Raw genomic sequence first — 17,023 nt, 5'->3', positions numbered from 1 at the left:
CCAAAAGCGGACATTTCAATCTAGCCACTACACGATTTAATTTCGATAATTCACGTTATGTCAACTAATATAGTCGTGGCGACGTGCATTACGGAGGCTGCACAACCCCACGATTACGGCGGCGCCCAGCCGATGCTCTTCGGCGCATTTGTGACCGTGCCAGTGGGTAAATGTCCGTACAATTCCCATTCCTCGGCCGAGCGCGTATGGACTGGAACCCCGCCGATTTCGATGATGCCGTGGCGAGTCACGATGACACCATGCTTTTCGCCGAACCAGTTGTCCATTTGATTTTCCCAGGCATCTTGCAGCCCGAGGCGTTCCGGCTCTCCGGAATGCTTGCTTGTAACGTGACCGGCTTCGATTGTCGGACCGTTCGCCCAGTTGATCAGGTCCTCATGCTTACGTGAAGGTGGCCGCGTGAATGCCTTGAGTTCGTTTCCCTGCGCGTCGCGCGCGAGAAGGAACCGCAGCGGATGGTTCGCTTCGGTCCAGATCTTTTCCAGTGCCCATTTTCTGAAATCGCTCTTGCAGTCCGTGCCAAGCGGATCGATCCATGAATACGGGTTCGGCGCATACATGTATGGGTTTTGCCCTCCTTTGAGACCAATCGGGTCCTGGCTGACAAAGCTTCCGGTAGCGGGATCGTAGTAGCGATACCGGTTGTATTGCAGACGCGACTCCTCGTCGAAATACTGTCCCTGCAACCTGAGCGGCTGCGTCATTGCCTGGGCGCTGACGCATGCTTCCGCGCCTCCTGTCGGGCCGTAGCGCGTTTCCCAAACACGCCCTCCCTGCAGATCATGCAGTCGCACGGGTGCCCCGTTGGGATCATTCAGGAAGAGATAGGCCGCCCGGGAGTGCGGCAATGCGTGTCCGGATGTCCGTGCAGACGCGACATCTGCCGTCCAGTCGCAGTGCACCGTTGCCAGCGGCCGAAACGTCTCCGGGTAGTAGACCCATTCACGCGCAAAAGCACGTGCTGGTGTCTGCCCGGCCGGATCGCCAGGCTTGCCATCTCCTGTGGTGTACTCGCTCACGAGCGCATTGCCGTCCCAGAAGAAGCGACTGGTACTGGACGGCTGCAGTTCCTTGCCGGCCGGCCCGACATGTACTGTTTTGCGCACGCGTCGCTGGAACGGATCGTATTCGTACCGTGCTTGGATACGCGCCTGCGTTCCCGCCATGTCGGCCGCCGCCGATCGTATCGCCACCGTTTCCTCCAGTTGACCCGCAGCGTCCCAACGCAACGTCAGGTCCTGTGTGGCGTCATGTCGGCGGATCAGGTTGCCCATGCGATCGTAGGCCAGATAGTGGCCATCGAATTCGCCTTCGCGGACCCACTGCGTCGCATTGCTGCCGATCGCCGTGCGGCGTTCGCAAACACGCGTCTTCAGTAGGTCGCCCGTTGAATCGCGAAGCAATCGGCGCAGACGCCCCCCGGGATCGAGGTGAGTTGTCAGACGCCCCATCGGATCGTAATGAAACTGCTCGACGTTGTCGTGAGCGGTCCGCCTTTCAACCATCTCGCCATTCGCATCATGCACGTACTCGCATGCGAACAGCACGTCGGTGGTCGTCCGCAGTGTCTGCGACGCAAGCTGGCCACCTGCCTCATGCGACAGTTCGCGCCACAAGTCCGTGCCCAGATGTTCAGTACGGATCCGGCCGAGCGAATCGCGTTCGAGGACGACCGGTGGTGCATCGTCGATCCGGATCGACGTGACCGCGTTCAATGTGTCGTACTCGTAGCGCACGACATGCTCGACGACCTCGCCGCCCGCAGCGAGTCGGGTTTTGCGTTCGGTCCGGTTGCCGGATGCGTCATAAGTGCTTGCGATCGTGAAGATATCGCCCTGCGTGTCGTCGCTCTGACGTTCCTCGATTACCCAGCCATCCGCGTCATAGCAAAATTCGACGCGGCCGGCCGGATTCCGTGCCAGTACCAGATCGCCGTGCGGACCGTACGCGAAGCTGTCCGTGCGCACGCCGTCATCATGCCCGGGGGTCGTCGCACGTTTCTGAACGAGGCGGCCGGATCGGTCGTACCGGTATTCGATGGCCTGTCCCAGCGGATCGACGCTGTGGAGCAGTTCACCTGATATCCCGTACCGGTAGCATCGCGTCTGCCCCCAGTAGTCCGTCTCCTCGACGATCCGGCCGACGGCATCGCGTTTGAATCGATACAGTTCGCCGCGTTCGTTGGCGACGCCAATCAGCCGCTGCTCGGTGTCATACCGATACTCCACAACGCCCCCGTCAGGCGCCACCCTCTTGCTGATCTGGCCCAACGCGCCATACTCCAGTTGCGTGAGCTGGCCATTCGGATCGCGAAAGTGCGTCAGGTTTCCGTCGGCATCGTAAGTACAACGGATTTCCTGTCCACCCGGCTCGATTGCCCGCGTCAGGTTACCGTTTCGATCGTATTCGTAGCAGCTCACCTGCCCCATTGCACTGACGGTCTGGATGATATTGGCCCGTGCATCATGGAGGTAGCGGGTGCGCCGGCCGAGCGCGTCGGCGATTTCCGCCAGATTGCCATCACGATCGTAGTCGAAGTGCGTCACCGCTCCTCGCGGCCCCGTATGCGATGCAAGTTGCCCATGACGGTTGTAGTCGTATCGTGAGCTTGCGTGCCCGGGTGTGGTTTGCTCGATCAGCTTGCCGTGCTCGTCCCATGCATAGCGCCACTGCCTGTCGCCCGGGGCGGTCAGGCACACCGGTCGATGGTCCGCGTCGTACTCGGCACGCACAGCGCTCCCGTCCGAAAACGTATGGCCAAGCAAATTGCCGTACGCGTCATACTCCCATGTGGATGTTCGCGCTGCGGGATCGGTGACGCCGTTCGTGCGCCCGTGCGCGTCGTATCGGTAACTCGTTACCCCTCCAAGTGGATCGATCCGCACGACGGGCAGACCGCGCTCGTTCGTCTGCAGGATCGTTAGGTTCCCGATCGAATCGGTGATCCGCGTTTCGCGATGGTCGATATCGTAGGAAAAGCGGTAATCGAACAGTCCATCCTCGCCCCACGCCCGCTCGACTCGCCACACTCCGTCGCGACGCGGGCGATAGCTATAACAGAAAGAGATTCCGCGGGGGCTCGCGTGATGGACCATCCGATGATCGTCGGCATACGCAAATCGATGCGGCTGGCCCATGGCGTCGAGGGCTGAAACCAGATTGCGGTTCCGGTCGTGCTCGTAGCGGACGAGTGGATGTCCGAGCCCCTCGCTGTCGACCAGCGTCAGCGCGGCGAGTTGGCCTGCGTGCGTGTCGCATTCGATCACGCGCCCGCTCGCCTCCTCGCCCTTCCACTCGACCACGCGCACGAGGCTGCTTTCCGGCCCGTACTCGAACGCCCAGGCATTCCCGTGGCGGTCGGTCATTCTGTTGAGAGGGAGCGCCAGCGCAGCGTTTTCCACAAGCTCCGTCACCGCGCGTTGCCATCCGGCGGGCAACGCGAATACATGTTCGATTCCGGTACGTGTGCGCAGGACGAGCCACGCGTCCCGTCGATACAGGGCATGGCCATATTGCCAGTCATGGACGTGTGCTGCCCATCCCGGTGCGTCCGGCATCGCATCGAAAGCGGTTGCGTGATCGGGGAAATACGCAGCGACCCCGACCGAATCTCCGTTCCGCGTCAGTTCGAGCCGGATGTCGGCGGGTGTCCGCCAACCCATGCCGACGGCGCCGCAATGCATATCGTGACTCGCGTAGTAGCGCTCCCAGACGAGCGGCAGGCGTCCGGCCACTGTGAAATCGTGCTGATGGACGATCACCTCGCCGGTGGTCGAATCGACGGGTTCCGCATCGAGCACCTTGCACCGCAAGAATCCCGATTTCAAATTCAGCTTGTCCGCCAGCGCCTTCGCCCACTTCGACCCTTGAAACGCCTTGAACAACCCCTTCGCCGCCGCAGCCATATTCATGACCGGCGGCCCGCCGACCATCACCGGACGCCCTGCCGGAATCGGCAGCATCACCGAACTCGGCATGGACGGATAAGTCCGCTCCGTATGCGCGCTGTTGTGACCGGGCGGCTCCATGCCGATCGACCAGCAGCTCAACGCCGGTAGCGCCATGAACGACATCGGATCGTTGTTGGCCAGTACCGTCCGGCTGCCCATGTACGACTCCGCGTCGTCCGAAGGGATGGGATCCGGCGCCGGCGGAGGTGCAAACGACTCCCCGAGCGGAAAATGCAGCCCCGGAACGTGATACGAATGCGTTCCGACCGTGGCCCGCATCAAGCCGTTCACGAATATCGGCCTGCCGGCGGCGCCTCCCATTCCGACGCCTGCGCCGAGCACGCTTCCAATGCTGCTCTGTAGTGCCGCGGCTTGCTGCTCGAGTTTCAGCCCCTCCGCAACGATCGCGTTGTCCTGGATATCCGTCAGCTTCCCCGATGCGAACTCGGCGGCATCGTCGAGCTTTTTTACGACGTCCGGATGATCCTCGAGATACTCACTTACCTTCTCCTGGACAATCGCCATCGCAATGCTGCCGACCACGCCCTTCGCCGCCTCGACATACTCGCGCAAATCGAGCATGAACCCGACATGCGGATGCGGCAGGAATACGGGCGTCGGACTCGGAGCGACCAATACGGAGTGGACGTCGATCCCGACGACAGGATCCAGATGCTTGACCGCCAGCAGTCCCACGTCGCCCTCCCCGCTCAGCGTCCGCCACGCAACGCAGCGACCTTCTCGCTGAGCGCATTGCGCCGCCGGTCCATTGAACCCAACTGCGAGACCATCCACTCGACGACGAGCGGCAGGTTGCTGTTCGCGCGCATCGGCTCGTCGATCATCAATCCCGCATCGAGTGCATTGAATCCCGCCTCCAGCGCATGCTCGCGCTCCCCTGCCCGCTCCCAGCACACGGCGCTCATGCGCCACGCCTCGACCGTCATCAGCCCGTCCTTTGCAGCCGTGGTCGACGCCGCCGCACGCTCATAGCAATACGCCGAGTGCGCGTAATCCTTGTGCGTCAGATGCACGCTCGCCTCGCCGAACAACCCGTTTGCAACAAGCTTGTGCCCCGCCGGATGCCCGGCCTCAACCGCACGCATCCCGCTGCTGGCCGCGCTCCGATAAGCATCGATCGCGCGCTCCCGATCGCGCCACTTCAGATACGCAGCACCGGCAATCAAATGCACGACGACACACTGATCAAACCACTGCTCGCGTTCCGCGACCTTCAGCGCAGCCGCACGCAATTCTTCGAGCCGCGACGGGTTACCGCCTTCGATCGTCTCGGTCAGCATCACGAAATGCCGTCTAAACTCACCACTCGGCCCGCGCTCGCCCGATTCCGCCAGCAATTCGCGCGGCACGCTCGCCATCGAATACTTGCCTTGTACAACGCGCACCGCAGCCCGATGCCGTTGCATCAACGCTGCAAACGGCGCGATATCGATACGCGGCACGACAAAGCGCACGCGCTCGCCAAGCTGCGGAGCGACCGCAATGATCGTCAGCAAGCCATCGATCCACTGCACCCATGCCGCGTCATCCCGCACTTTCGCCGGCTCCAGCACGAAGACCATCGACGGAAAAACATCCGGATGGTGCTGCATCAGGCTGTCGGCAACCGTGAACAGATACAGCAAAGGATTCTTGCCATCGTCGTACGGCGCTTGCCAGTCGGCTCGCACGCCTTGCGCATCGGACGCCTCACGCCGGCTGTCGTAGAACGCAATGAGCTCGTCCGTCAGCGCCTTCGCATAGCTCGATTCATTGACGAACGACGCACGCATCGTCCTGACCGCGCACGACGTTTCATCCTGAACCTGGAAATACAGCCGCACGAGCTGCGCATCCGTCTCATCGGTCTGCCAGATCATCAATCGTCCGTCGCGTTCCTTCGCGAAACTCATCCAGTCCGTATGCGCGTCCATGAACCTGCGCTCCACCGGATTGGTCGGCTGCCAGTTCTGCATTCGTGCGAACCTCCGTCACGGATTCAGTTTCAGGATCGTGCCTTCGACCGTATGCTCGCCCGTCGCCGACGACGTCACCGTCTTGCCGTTCACGCTGTGGGTGTCCGTGCCGGTCGATGCGACGTTGACACCTTGAATCGTGATCGTGCCATTGCTCATCATCACGATGCTCGACTTCCCGCAGACGAGCGCAAGCTGGTCGCCGGCATTGACGAGCACCTGATGCCGCACGCTCGTCGTATGGTTCGCGCCGACGCTGACGGTGTGTTCACCGCCGACCGTGAGCGTATGCGCGTTCGTAATCGTCGACGTGCGCGCACCGATTTCCTCGGTATGCGATGCTGCAACCAGCGTCTTCATGTCTTGCGATGTCGTTTGATAAAGCTGTCCGACGTTCAGCGTCTTGCCTTCGCCGATCGTTTCCGTCTTGCCCTTCGCAACCGTCTCGTTGTGAATGCCGCCGATGGTCGCGTCGCGATTGGCGGCAATCGTCACGGTTTCGTTTTGTCCGACCGTCCGCGTTCGATTCCCGACAACCCCATGCGTCTCGTTCGCCCCAATCTGTGCAACCCGGTTCTGCCCGATATTCACCGTCTCGTTCTGCCCGACACTCCGTTGCCGGTTGTTCTTCACCTGCATCGTTTCGTCGTTGCCGACCGTATGCGTATGGTTGTTCCCCACAGAAAGCGAATGATCGGCCTCCGTCTCCGCATCGAAATTCCGTTCCGCATGCATCCACAGCTGCTCAGCGCCCTTCTTGTCCTCGAAGCGGAACGCATTCGCATGCTCGGTCGTCCCGCCCGGCGACGACCGCGACAGCAGCCCGCTCTGCGTCGCACTCCCCGGCAGCCCCCACGGCGGCATCTTCTCGCCGTTATAAACGCGCCCCGTCACGATCGGCTCATCCGGATCACCGTTGAGAAAATCGACCACGACCTCATCGCCCACACGCGGAATCTGTACCCCTCCGAATCCACCGCCGGCCCACGGGCTCGACACTCGCACCCAGCACGACGAATCCTGGTTGCTCTGTCCATACCTGTCCCACCGGAACTGCAGCTTCACGCGCCCGTATTGATCGGTCCAGATTTCCTCACCCGGCGGCCCGACGACGGTCGCCGTCTGCGGCCCGTTGGTCCGCGGCCGCGGCGTCTCACGCGGCGACCGGAAAGGCAAACTCGACGGCTGCACGAGCATCATCGTCTGATGCACCACAGCCTCCGCGCCCTGATCGCTCGCATAAGCGTTCTCCTGAAAGCGGTACTGGCACCGCACGATCAGGTACTCGCGGTTCTGGTCGGCACGCGGGCAATGCGCGAGCGTAAACAGATAACCCGGCGCGGCGCCGCGCACATCCGTATCGGCACTCGCGCGTTCGTGCTCGGCCTGCTGTTCCTCGAGCCGCACGCGGCTGTAATGCGCGCCGGGCGCATCGTCGCGATAGCCGCCCGGCCACTCGAACGACGCGAAGCCATCGTGATCGTGGCCGCGCGGATCGACCTTCTGCGATGAAAGATCGGCGCGCGGCTTCGTATAGTCGTAGTCGGTGGTCTGGTGCTTGCCGACGCTCACCTCCTGCGCAGGCAGCCAGCCGTCGATGTGCTCTTCGTCGGCGATCGCGGTGCGGTCGCGCGCGATGTACGGAATCGTCTCGTAGCCGGGCAGCGCCGTATGCGACGACATCGCGTCGCTCAGCATCAGCGTATGCGTGTCCTCGGCGTGCCGGAACCAGTAATAGATGCCCTCGAACTCCATCAGCCGCGACACGAACGCGGCATCCGTTTCGTTGTACTGCACGCAATACTCGCGCGGCACATACGATTCGGCGAGGTGGTTCTCGATCGGAAAGCCGTACGTCGACAGCACCTCCTGCACGATCTCGGGCACGGTCTTGTTCTGGAAGATCCGGCAATCGGACCGGCGCGTCGCGAGCCACAGCCATGGGCGCACGACCAGCTCGTAGCCGTAGTGCCGCTCGGCACGCCTGCCCGCAAGCGATGCGCGCGCAACGATCCCGTTCAGGTAGCGCGTCGACTGGTCCTGCTGTTCGATCCGGACGGTCACAGGCTTGCCGAGCATGTCCTTCAACGACAGGCTATGGCTGTCCGCCAGCGCCTCGATCCGGAATTCGAACAGCCGGCCGAGCTCGTCGCTGCCGTCGAGCGTGTGGAATTTCAGGTCGTCGCCGTGCGGGCTGTCGAGAGTGAATACGCGATTCACGTCGTTGCCTCCTCGTCGAACCGGTAAGCGAATTCGCCGTCGGCCGCGCTGACCTCGATCGACGACAACGCGCGGCCTTCGAGCGTGGCCTGCAGGATCGCGCGGCCGATGCGCGGCATCACGGTGTGCGTGAGGATCGCGTCGACCATCCGGCCGCCGGATTCGATCGTCCGGCAGCGCTCGACGATCAGCGCGGTCGCCGCGTCGGTGCAGCGCAGCCGGATGCCGTGATGCGCGTCGATCCGCTTCTCGATCCGCCGCAACTGCAACGCAACGATCCGCGCGAGCGTCGCATCGGTGAGCGGGTAATACGGCACGACGGTCAGCCGGCCGAGCAGCGGGGCCGGGAACACGTCGAGCAGCGGCGCGCGCAGCGCATCGGCAAGCGTCTGTACGTCGGGCAGGCGCTCGGGGTCGCGGCAGAGCTGCATCACGCGATCGGCGCCGACGTTCGACGTCAGCAGGATCACCGTGTGCCGGAAATCGATGTCGCGCCCCTCGCCGTCCTCCATCCAGCCCTTGTCGAACACCTGGAAGAAAATCTCGTGCACGTCGCGGTGCGCCTTCTCGATCTCGTCGAGCAGGACGACGCTGTATGGCCGGCGGCGCACGGCCTCGGTGAGTACGCCGCCCTGCCCGTAGCCGACATAACCGGGCGGCGCGCCCTTCAGCGTCGATACGGTATGCGCCTCCTGGAACTCGCTCATGTTGATCGTGATCGCGTTGTGCTCGCCGCCGTACAGCGTGTCGGCCAGCGCGAGCGCAGTCTCGGTCTTGCCGACGCCGGACGGGCCGCACAGCAGGAACACGCCGTGCGGCTTGGTCGGATCGTCGAGTTTCGCGCGCGCGGTCTGGATGCGCTGCGCGATCAGTTCGACCGCATGCCGCTGGCCGACGACGCGTTCGCCGAGCGTATCGGCGAGCTTCAGCACGGCTTGCGTCTCGTCGCGCACCATCCGGCCGAGCGGAATGCCGGTCCAGTCGGCGACCACGGCCGCCACCGCGTGCGTGTCGACGGCGGGCAGCACGAGCGGCGCGTCGCCCTGCACGTCGGCCAGCGCCTGTTGCGCGGTCGCGAGGTGTGCCTGGATATCGGCGCGCGTGGCGGCGTCGAGTTCGCGCGACGGATCGTCGTCGAGCAACGCGGTGCGCGATTCGACGATCGCCGCCAATGCATTGCGTTCGGTTTGCCAGCGCACGTCGAGCTGGTCGAGCGCGGCCTGCGCGGCGGCAATGTCCGACTCGATCGCGTCGCGCCGCGCGGCGTCGCCGGTGCCGAGCGCGCATTCGCGCCCTATCCGCTCCTGCTCGACACGCAGGCTGTCGATGCGGCGGCGCGCGTCCTCGATCGGCGCGGGCACCGCATGCTGGCTGACGGCGACGCGCGCGCAGGCCGTATCGAGCAGGCTGATCGCCTTGTCCGGCAACTGCCGGGCGGGGATATACCGGTGCGAAAGCGTGACGGCGGCCTGCAGCGCGTCGTCGAGCACGAGTACGCGGTGATGGGCCTCGAGCTTCGCGGCGAGGCCGCGCAGCATGGTCAGCGCGGCCGCTTCTTCCGGTTCGTGCACGTGCACGAGCTGGAAGCGCCGTGTCAGCGCGGGGTCCTTCTCGATGTATTGCTTGTACTCGGACCACGTGGTCGCGCCGATCGTGCGCAGCAGGCCGCGCGCGAGCGCGGGTTTCAGCAGGTTCGCGGCGTCGCCGGTGCCGGCCGCCCCGCCCGCGCCGACGAGCGTATGCACTTCGTCGATGAACAGGATCGCCGGTCGCTCGGACGACATCGCTTCGTCGATCACGCCGCGCAGCCGGCTCTCGAACTCGCCCTTCACGCTCGCACCGGCCTGCAGCAACCCGATGTCGAGCAGGTACAGCGCGACGTCGCGCAGCGACGGCGGCACGTCGCCGGCAGCGATCCGCAGCGCGAAGCCTTCCGCGACGGCTGTTTTGCCGACGCCGGCCTCTCCGACCAGCAGCGGGTTGTTCTGGCGGCGGCGCAGCAGGATGTCGACGATCTGGCGGATCTCGGCGTCGCGGCCGACGACGGGATCGATCTCGCCGGCCCGCGCGCGGGCGGTCAGGTCGACGGCGAAGCGTGCGAGCGCCGAGTCGTCGGCGGGCGCGGCGCGCAACGCGTTGCCAGCCTTCGTAGCCTGCGCGGCCGGTTGTGCCTCGGGCGAGCCTTCGACGATCGATTCGAGTTCGTCGGCGAGCAGATCAGGCACGATGCGCTCGAATTCACGCGTGATACCAATCAGCACGTTACGCAACTGCGGTGTCTTCAGGATCGCGAGCAGCAGCACCGCGCCGCGAATCCGTGTCGCGTCGTATTTCAGCGTCGCATAGACCCACGCGCGTTCGACCGCGTCGTCGATGTGCACGGACAGGTCCGACACCGAGCCCGCGCCGCGCGGCAGCCGGTCGAGCGCGGTGACCAGCGCGCGGTCGATCGCGGCCTCGTCGATGTCGAAGCGGCGCAGCGCGCGCTGCAGGTCGCCGTCGGGCCGCTGCAGGATCTGCTTGAACCAGTGCGCGAGCTCGACATACGGATTGCCGCGCAGCCGGCAGAACCCGGTCGCCTGCTCGAGCGTCTCGTAGAGGAACGGATTCAGTTTTCCGAACAGGTTGACGCGGCCGATATCGGACATGGCGGCTCCCGTTTAGGCGGTTTCGCGATGAAGGGGGGCACCGCCACGCCGCACGTCGTAGCGGACGACGAGGTCGCGCGCGGGGCCCGGTTCGAGCCGCTGCCCGAGCCACGCGGTGCGGCCGATCCCCTGCCGCGCGCCGAGCGCGATCGCCGGCACCGCGTCGGCGGCCAGTTCGAGCTGCACGTCCCAGTCGAACTCGATGCCGACGTATTCGCGCACCCATTGCGCAAGCTGCCGCGCATGCGGGCCGCCCGGCAGGAAGCCGCGGTAGGCGTCGAGCGACAGCGGGCCGAGCACGATCCGGAAACGCGACTGCGCATCGCGCACCGCGACGCCGAGCGCGACGGCGCCGACACGCAACGTCGGCCGCGTCGCGCGGATCGTGCAGCGCTGCGAGCGCTCGATCGCGACCCACTGCGGCACGTGCTCGACGATGCGCACGTCGACGCCGAAATGCCGGCGCAGGATCTGCACGAGCCCTTCCGGGTTGCGTGTGTGCCGCACGAGATGGCCGGCATGGAAATAGCGTGCATGCGGCGCGAGCGTGTCGGCGGTTGCCGTGGCCGAGGCACCGGCTTGCGCGGCCGGCCTGTCGCCGTGCGCCGCGCGCCCGATCAGGCTCGCGATATAGCCGTCGAACCGTGCGCGCTCCGGGCGATCGAGGCTCACCGTCGGCTGCGCGTCGGCCCACGCACGGTAGAACAGCAGGATCAGCCGGTGATGGAACAGGTCCGCGAACGCGGCAAAGGTCGGGTCGTCGTGCTGCGCCGCGCGCTCGTGCGCGTATTCGGTCAGGTGCGTCGGCAGTGGCCCGTTCGGCCCGAACAGCCCGAAACCATGGATCGCGATGCGCGGCGGCGCGGTTCCGTTCTCGTGCACGCCGGCCAGCATCGACGCCGCGAATGCGAGCGACGGCTGCTGCCCGAGCCGCACCGGCTCGTCGCGCGGCCGCGCGGCATGGCCGAGCGGCGCGCGGCCGGGCGACAGCGCGTCGAGCCAGCGCAGCGCCTGGAACAGGTCGTAGCCGTGCGGCGCGGCCCGCAAGCGAGCCCACCACGCATCGCGGCGGGCGTCGGCGGCGGTCGGCTGCACGCCGGGCGTCGTGTCGCGTTTCATATCGCGGGCCGCCTGCCGATGCGCGCAGGCCAGTGCGCGAGCGTGCCGCGCTGCGCGCTGGTCAGCACGCATTCGGCGAATGCGTTGATCGACACATGGCGTGCGAAGAACTGTTCGAGCACCGCGCCGAGCAGGAACGGGCTGTCGCCGGAGAACGCATGGTCGTCGACGGTCACGTCGACCTGCACGCCGCGCCCGAACATCAGCGGCCCGAGCGCCGGCAGCCGGCGGAACACCGGCGAGAACGCGACGCGCTGCACGCCGTCGATCTGCCGGCGCATCGCGGCGTCGGCCGGGTCGGCATGCAGGCCGAGCAACTCGCGCAGCGCATGCGCGCCCTCGTCGTCGTCGAGATCGGTCAGCGTGTGGCGTGCCAGGCCGAGATGGCGGATCAATCGCCACGCGGTTTGCGCGTCGGCGATCGGCGGGCGCGGCCGCGACGGGCCGCGGATCGCGACGATGCGCTCGACCGGGGCCGACACGCGCAGCGTGAACGTGTTCGCGTCGCCGGGCGGCTGCAGCAGCACGAGATCGCGGTTCGTGCACAGCGTATCGGCGGACAGGTAGCGCATCGTTTCGTCGTACGGCGCACACTGGCTGTCGACGAGCGACACGTAGGTCTCGCTACCGACATAGCCGGTGCGCGTGCCGTTCGCGCGCGCCTGCGCGGACACCAGCCGCGGCTCGCGCCGCACCGTGTAGTACGCGCCGTGGTTGCCGTCGTCGCCGGCGAACGATGCGTGAAACGGCCGGAATTCGCGCGACTGCCCGTCGTCGCGCTGCTCGCTTGCGAGCCGCTGCACCGCATAGACCTCGTAGTCGAGCGGCCGGCTGCGGTCGACGACGACATGATGCTCGCGCGCGCCCGGCTGCAGCGGAATCCGATCGGCGCGGCGCGCGAACAGGTTCACGGCCGGCGTGCAGTTCAGCGCGAGATGGCGCGCGTCGACGGCCGCTTCGAGCGCCGCGTCGTGGCGATCGAACAGCACGGTCAGCTCGCACTCGTCGCCGGTCGCGCGCGCGAGCGCGGCGCGCAGCCCGCCGATGCTGAAGAACAGGAAGCGCGCCGGAAACGCGAAATACTCGCGCAGCAGCCGGTAGCCGTGGAAGCTGCGGCCGTCGTCGGGCAGGATCGCCTGCGCCGGATCGAAACCTTCGTGGACGATCGCGTCGGCGTCGAGCGTATGCAGCCAGCGCGGCGGCTGGGCCGGGTCGTGACACACGACGCCGAGCGCATGCGCGGCGATCAGTTCGAGCAGGTGCAGCGCGTCGCGCTCGGGACCCGCGAGATGGAACGTCAGCCGGTCGAGCGGCAGTTGCGACAGCTTCGCACCGCCGCGCGCCTTCAGCCGGATGCGCAGCGCGCCGCGCACGTCCTGCCGCGCCGCGACGGCGCCGCGCGGCAGCCACGACGGCGCGCCGGTGACGGTCGCATCGGTCAGTTCGAGCGGCCACAGCGTCAGGTCGTGCGCGGTACGGAATTCGCACGCGGTCTGCTCGGACGCGGCCGGTCGCGCGCGCAGCGCGGTGCCGGCCGGCAGCCGCCAGCCCTGTGCGAGGCTGCCTTCGTTCATCATCGGCGCGAACCGGACGATCGCCATCGACGGCAGCGGCGCGATATAGCCGGGATACACGGCATCGAGCAGCGCCTGCGTGAAGCGCGGGAATTCTGCGTCCATCTTCAGCTGCACGCGCGCGGTGAGGAAGCTGAAGCCCTCGAGCAGCCGTTCGACGTACGGGTCGGGCGGCCCCGATTCGTGCAGCCGCAGCCGCGCGGCGACCTTCGGGAACTGCTGCGCGAATTCGCCGCCGAGCTCGCGCAGGTAAGCGAGTTCGCGGTTGTAGTAGTCGAGCAGGCGCGTATCCATCGCGTCAGGCCCCCGCCGCGGATTGCAGCGACATCGCGCCCGTTTCCAGATCGAGGTCGGAGCGCAGCACGAATTCGAGCGGATGCGGGATCGACCACAGCGTGCCGCGGATCTCGAACAGCAGCACGTTGTGGCGCCGTTCGCCGGCCCGGCCGCCCGGCGCGTCGATCACGCTGTGCACTTCGACGCTGTCGGGCGCGATGCGCGGCTCGAAGCGGACGATCGCATCGCGGATCGACGCCTCGACCGACATCCGCTCGACGCCCGACATCGGCTTGCCGACGAGCGGCCGCATCCCGTAGTTCAGCACCGACGCCTGCGCGTGCGCGAACGCGGCCCAGTCGACGAAACCGTCCTCGGCGTTGCGCGTGTTGAGCAGCCACGCGAGATCGCGCAGCACGGCGGTGCGCAACCGCTCGGTGCCGATCCATTGCGCGCCGGGCGCTTCGGCCGCGCGCTGCGACGCGTCGTCGGTGAGCCGGTCGAGCAACGCGGGCTGCAGCCGGTCGCGCAGGCTGCCTTCCCGGCCCTCGCGGCCGTCGCGGGTTCGCGGATCGTCCATCGTCGTCTCCGTGCGTGCCCGCCTCGTCACATCTCGGTGTTTTCCTTGATGTTCCAGCCGACCGTCACCTCGGCGCCCTTGCCGCCGTTGTCGTTCTGCTGCCAGTACTGCTTCTTCACCTTCGCGGCCTGGAAGCCGTAATGCATCATCAGCCGGTCCGCGACGTCGCCCGGATCGATGCCCGCGACCTGCGCGGACGTGACGAGCACCTCCTGCAGCGTCACGCGCATGAATTCGACCTGCGTGCCGCCCGTCTTGCACGCCGAAATCTCGACCGACGACAGGTGCTTGCCGTTCGCGCAGTTCTTGATGATCGCTGGCGCGCCCTTGTCCATGTATGCGGAAACGACGAGATCGTTGAAGCTCGCCTTGCCCGCGTTGCCGCCGCTGCCGCTCGCCATCGCGCCCGGCTGGCTCGCGCCCCACGTGAACGACTGGATGTCGGTCCAGCCCTTGTGCTGCGCGTCCGCCGATTCGCCGGTCACGCCGTCCACCTTCATAAACATTGCCACGCCCATTGCCGTCTCCGTTTCGGTTCGAGGTCAGGTTGAATGCCGGTTGCAACTCATTCGTTCGCCGCCTTCGCGGTCGGCAGCCGCGAGATCAGCCGCAACGACACGGTGAGCCCTTCGAGCTGGTAGTGCGGCCGCAGGAAGAATTTCGACGTGTAGTAGCCGGGGTTGTCCTCGACCTCGTCGACGACCACCTGCGCGGCCGCGAGCGGCTTGCGCGCCTTGGTTTCCTGCGACGAGTTCACGGGGTCGCCGTCGACGTAGTTCATGATCCAGTCGTTCAGCCAGCGCTCCATGTCGTCGCGCTCGCGGAACGAGCCGATCTTGTCGCGCACGATGCACTTCAGGTAATGCGCGAAGCGGCAGCACGCGAACAGGTACGGCAGGCGGCCGGACAGCCGTGCGTTTGCGGTCGCGTCGGGATCGTGGTATTCGGCCGGCTGGTACAGCGACTGCGCGCCGATGAACGCCGCGAAATCGGAGTTCTTCCGGTGTACGAACGGCATGAAGCCGTTCTTCGCGAGCTCGGCCTCGCGGCGGTCGCTGATCGCGATCTCGGTCGGGCATTTCTGGTCGATGCCGCCGTCGTCGGTCGGGAACGTATGGCTCGGCAGCCCTTCGACCGCCCCGCCCGATTCGACGCCGCGGATCGACGAGCACCAGCCGTACTGCTTGAACGAGCGGTTGATGTTCGCGGCCATCGCGTACGCCGAATTCGCCCATGTATAGCGGTCGTGGTTCGCAGCGTCGGTGTCTTCCTCGAAGTCGAATTCGTCGACCGGATTGGTGCGCGCGCCGTACGGCAGCCGCGCAAGAAAACGCGGCATCGCGAGGCCGACGTAGCGCGAATCCTCCGACTGCCGCAGGCTGCGCCACGCCGCGTATTCGGTGTTCTGGAAGATCTTCGTCAGGTCGCGCGGGTTCGACAGCTCCTGCCACGAATCCATCTGCATCAGCTCCGGCGACGCGCCGGCAATGAACGGCGCGTGCGCGGCCGCCGCGATCTTCGACAGCTCGCCGAGCATCTCGACGTCGGGCGGGCTGTGGTTGAAATGGAAATCGCCGACGAGGCAGCCGAACGGCTCGCCGCCGAACTGCCCGTATTCCTCCTCGTAGATCTTGCGGAACAGTGGGCTCTGGTCCCACGCGACGCCCTTGTAGCGCTTCAGCATCCGCGCGACCTCGTTGCGCGACGCCGGCAGCGCCTTGATCTTCAGCAGCTCGTCGGTCTCGGTATGCGTGACGAGGTAATGCAGGCCGCGCCACGCGCCTTCGAGTGTCTGGAACTCGTCGTGATGCAGGATCTGGTTGATCTGGTCGGACAGCTTCCGGTCGATCTCCGCGATGATCTGCTTCACGCTGCCGTACGCGTCGGTCGTCATGCCGACCGTATGTTCGAGCGCCTGCTGCGCGAGCGTGCGCACCGCGCGCTCCACCGATTCGCGCGCCTCGGCCGTCTTCGGCTTGAATTCCTTTTGCAGCAGCGCGGCGAACTCGTCGTGCGCGACGGCCGGCTGCGCGGCGTCGCGCGTGTCGGCGCGGGTTTGGACGGGGTCATTCATCGCGGGCCTCCGGTTGGGTCGCATCGCCGCGCTGCGCGGATTCGTGAGGATTGCGCACGAGCGTCTTCAGCAGGTCGGGATCGTTGATCGCGCGCTCGATCAGCTGTTCGGCGCCGTGCTTGCCGTCCATGTACGACAGCAGGTTCGACAGCTCGGTGCGAGCTTCCAGCAGCCGGCGCAGCGCGTCGACGTTGCGCGCGATCGCGGCCGGCGAGAAATCGTCGATCTGCTCGAACGTCATGTCGACGTTGAGCATCCCTTCGCCCGTCAGCGTGTTCGGCACCTGGAACGCGACGCGCGGCGCGACCGACTTCATCCGCTCGTCGAAGTTGTCGACGTCGATCTCGAGGAACTTGCGCTCCGGCAGATCCGGCAGCGGCTCGGCGCGCTTGCCCGCCAGGTCGGAAATCACGCCCATCACGAACGGCAACTGCACCTTGCGCTCGGCGCCGTAGGTTTCGACGTCGTATTCGATCTGCACGCGCGGCGCCCGATTGCGCGCGATGAACTTCTGTCCGCTGCCCGCTGCCTTGGTTCTGTCAGTCATCGTCCACTCCTTCACGTCGATCAGGTTGCTCAGTACGT

The 17,023-nt window shown here is 66.0% G+C and carries 10 protein-coding genes; all 10 read right to left on the bottom strand.

Annotated elements, in window-relative coordinates; translation table 11 throughout:
* Positions 1 to 113: 113 nt before the first annotated feature.
* From MRS60_RS20095 to tssB, 10 genes are read right to left on the bottom strand one after another with little or no spacing between them, the layout of a single operon-like run.
* The gene (locus MRS60_RS20095) at positions 114 to 4,667 is read right to left on the bottom strand and encodes an RHS repeat-associated core domain-containing protein (RefSeq protein ID WP_243566506.1); all 4,554 of its coding nucleotides are present in this window, start codon (positions 4,665 to 4,667) and stop codon (positions 114 to 116) included.
* A gap of 14 nt (positions 4,668 to 4,681) precedes the next feature.
* Positions 4,682 to 5,947 (bottom strand): hypothetical protein, encoded by a 1,266-nt coding sequence (locus MRS60_RS20090; RefSeq protein ID WP_243566505.1) that lies wholly within the window; start codon positions 5,945 to 5,947, stop codon positions 4,682 to 4,684.
* A 15-nt stretch (positions 5,948 to 5,962) separates the two neighbouring features.
* A complete protein-coding gene (gene tssI, locus MRS60_RS20085) occupies positions 5,963 to 8,167 on the bottom strand; it encodes a type VI secretion system tip protein VgrG (RefSeq protein ID WP_243566504.1) in 2,205 nt (734 codons plus the stop codon).
* Positions 8,164 to 10,815: a type VI secretion system ATPase TssH gene (gene tssH, locus MRS60_RS20080; RefSeq protein ID WP_243566503.1), complete on the bottom strand. Its 2,652-nt coding sequence runs from the start codon at positions 10,813 to 10,815 to the stop codon at positions 8,164 to 8,166. The genes tssI and tssH overlap by 4 nt, the downstream gene beginning before the upstream one ends.
* Before the next feature lie 12 nt (positions 10,816 to 10,827).
* On the bottom strand, positions 10,828 to 11,934 hold the full coding sequence (gene tssG / locus MRS60_RS20075) for a type VI secretion system baseplate subunit TssG (RefSeq protein ID WP_243566502.1): 1,107 nt from the start codon (positions 11,932 to 11,934) through the stop codon (positions 10,828 to 10,830).
* Positions 11,931 to 13,802, bottom strand: a complete 1,872-nt coding sequence (gene tssF / locus MRS60_RS20070; RefSeq protein WP_243566501.1) for a type VI secretion system baseplate subunit TssF — start codon at positions 13,800 to 13,802, stop codon at positions 11,931 to 11,933. The genes tssG and tssF overlap by 4 nt, the downstream gene beginning before the upstream one ends.
* A gap of 4 nt (positions 13,803 to 13,806) precedes the next feature.
* On the bottom strand, positions 13,807 to 14,364 hold the full coding sequence (gene tssE / locus MRS60_RS20065; RefSeq protein WP_243566500.1) for a type VI secretion system baseplate subunit TssE: 558 nt from the start codon (positions 14,362 to 14,364) through the stop codon (positions 13,807 to 13,809).
* Between the two features lie 26 nt (positions 14,365 to 14,390).
* Entirely contained in the window at positions 14,391 to 14,882 is a 492-nt protein-coding gene (locus MRS60_RS20060; RefSeq protein WP_152865349.1) for an Hcp family type VI secretion system effector, read from the bottom strand.
* Positions 14,883 to 14,929: 47 nt separating this feature from the next.
* Positions 14,930 to 16,438 (bottom strand): type VI secretion system contractile sheath large subunit, encoded by a 1,509-nt coding sequence (gene tssC, locus MRS60_RS20055; RefSeq protein ID WP_243566499.1) that lies wholly within the window; start codon positions 16,436 to 16,438, stop codon positions 14,930 to 14,932.
* On the bottom strand, positions 16,431 to 16,985 hold the full coding sequence (gene tssB / locus MRS60_RS20050) for a type VI secretion system contractile sheath small subunit (RefSeq protein ID WP_034179510.1): 555 nt from the start codon (positions 16,983 to 16,985) through the stop codon (positions 16,431 to 16,433). Before tssB ends, tssC begins: the two co-directional genes overlap by 8 nt.
* Between the last annotated feature and the right edge of the window lie 38 nt (positions 16,986 to 17,023).

The organism is Burkholderia pyrrocinia (genome assembly GCF_022809715.1).
In the GTDB taxonomy this organism is placed as follows: Bacteria; Pseudomonadota; Gammaproteobacteria; order Burkholderiales; family Burkholderiaceae; genus Burkholderia; species Burkholderia pyrrocinia_C.
Note: the sequence above shows the minus strand (reverse complement) of the source record. Positions and strands in the feature narration are given on the sequence as shown.

Excerpts from the sequence above, each read along its gene's own strand:
- MRS60_RS20090 (WP_243566505.1), bottom strand. The coding sequence starts at position 5,947 with ATGCAGAACTGGCAGCCGACCAATCCGGTGGAGCGCAGGTTCATGGAC.
- tssH (WP_243566503.1), bottom strand. The coding sequence starts at position 10,815 with ATGTCCGATATCGGCCGCGTCAACCTGTTCGGAAAACTGAATCCGTTC.
- tssG (WP_243566502.1), bottom strand. The coding sequence starts at position 11,934 with ATGAAACGCGACACGACGCCCGGCGTGCAGCCGACCGCCGCCGACGCC.
- tssF (WP_243566501.1), bottom strand. The coding sequence starts at position 13,802 with ATGGATACGCGCCTGCTCGACTACTACAACCGCGAACTCGCTTACCTG.
- tssE (WP_243566500.1), bottom strand. The coding sequence starts at position 14,364 with ATGGACGATCCGCGAACCCGCGACGGCCGCGAGGGCCGGGAAGGCAGC.
- MRS60_RS20060 (WP_152865349.1), bottom strand. The coding sequence starts at position 14,882 with ATGGGCGTGGCAATGTTTATGAAGGTGGACGGCGTGACCGGCGAATCG.
- tssC (WP_243566499.1), bottom strand. The coding sequence starts at position 16,438 with ATGAATGACCCCGTCCAAACCCGCGCCGACACGCGCGACGCCGCGCAG.
- tssB (WP_034179510.1), bottom strand. The coding sequence starts at position 16,985 with ATGACTGACAGAACCAAGGCAGCGGGCAGCGGACAGAAGTTCATCGCG.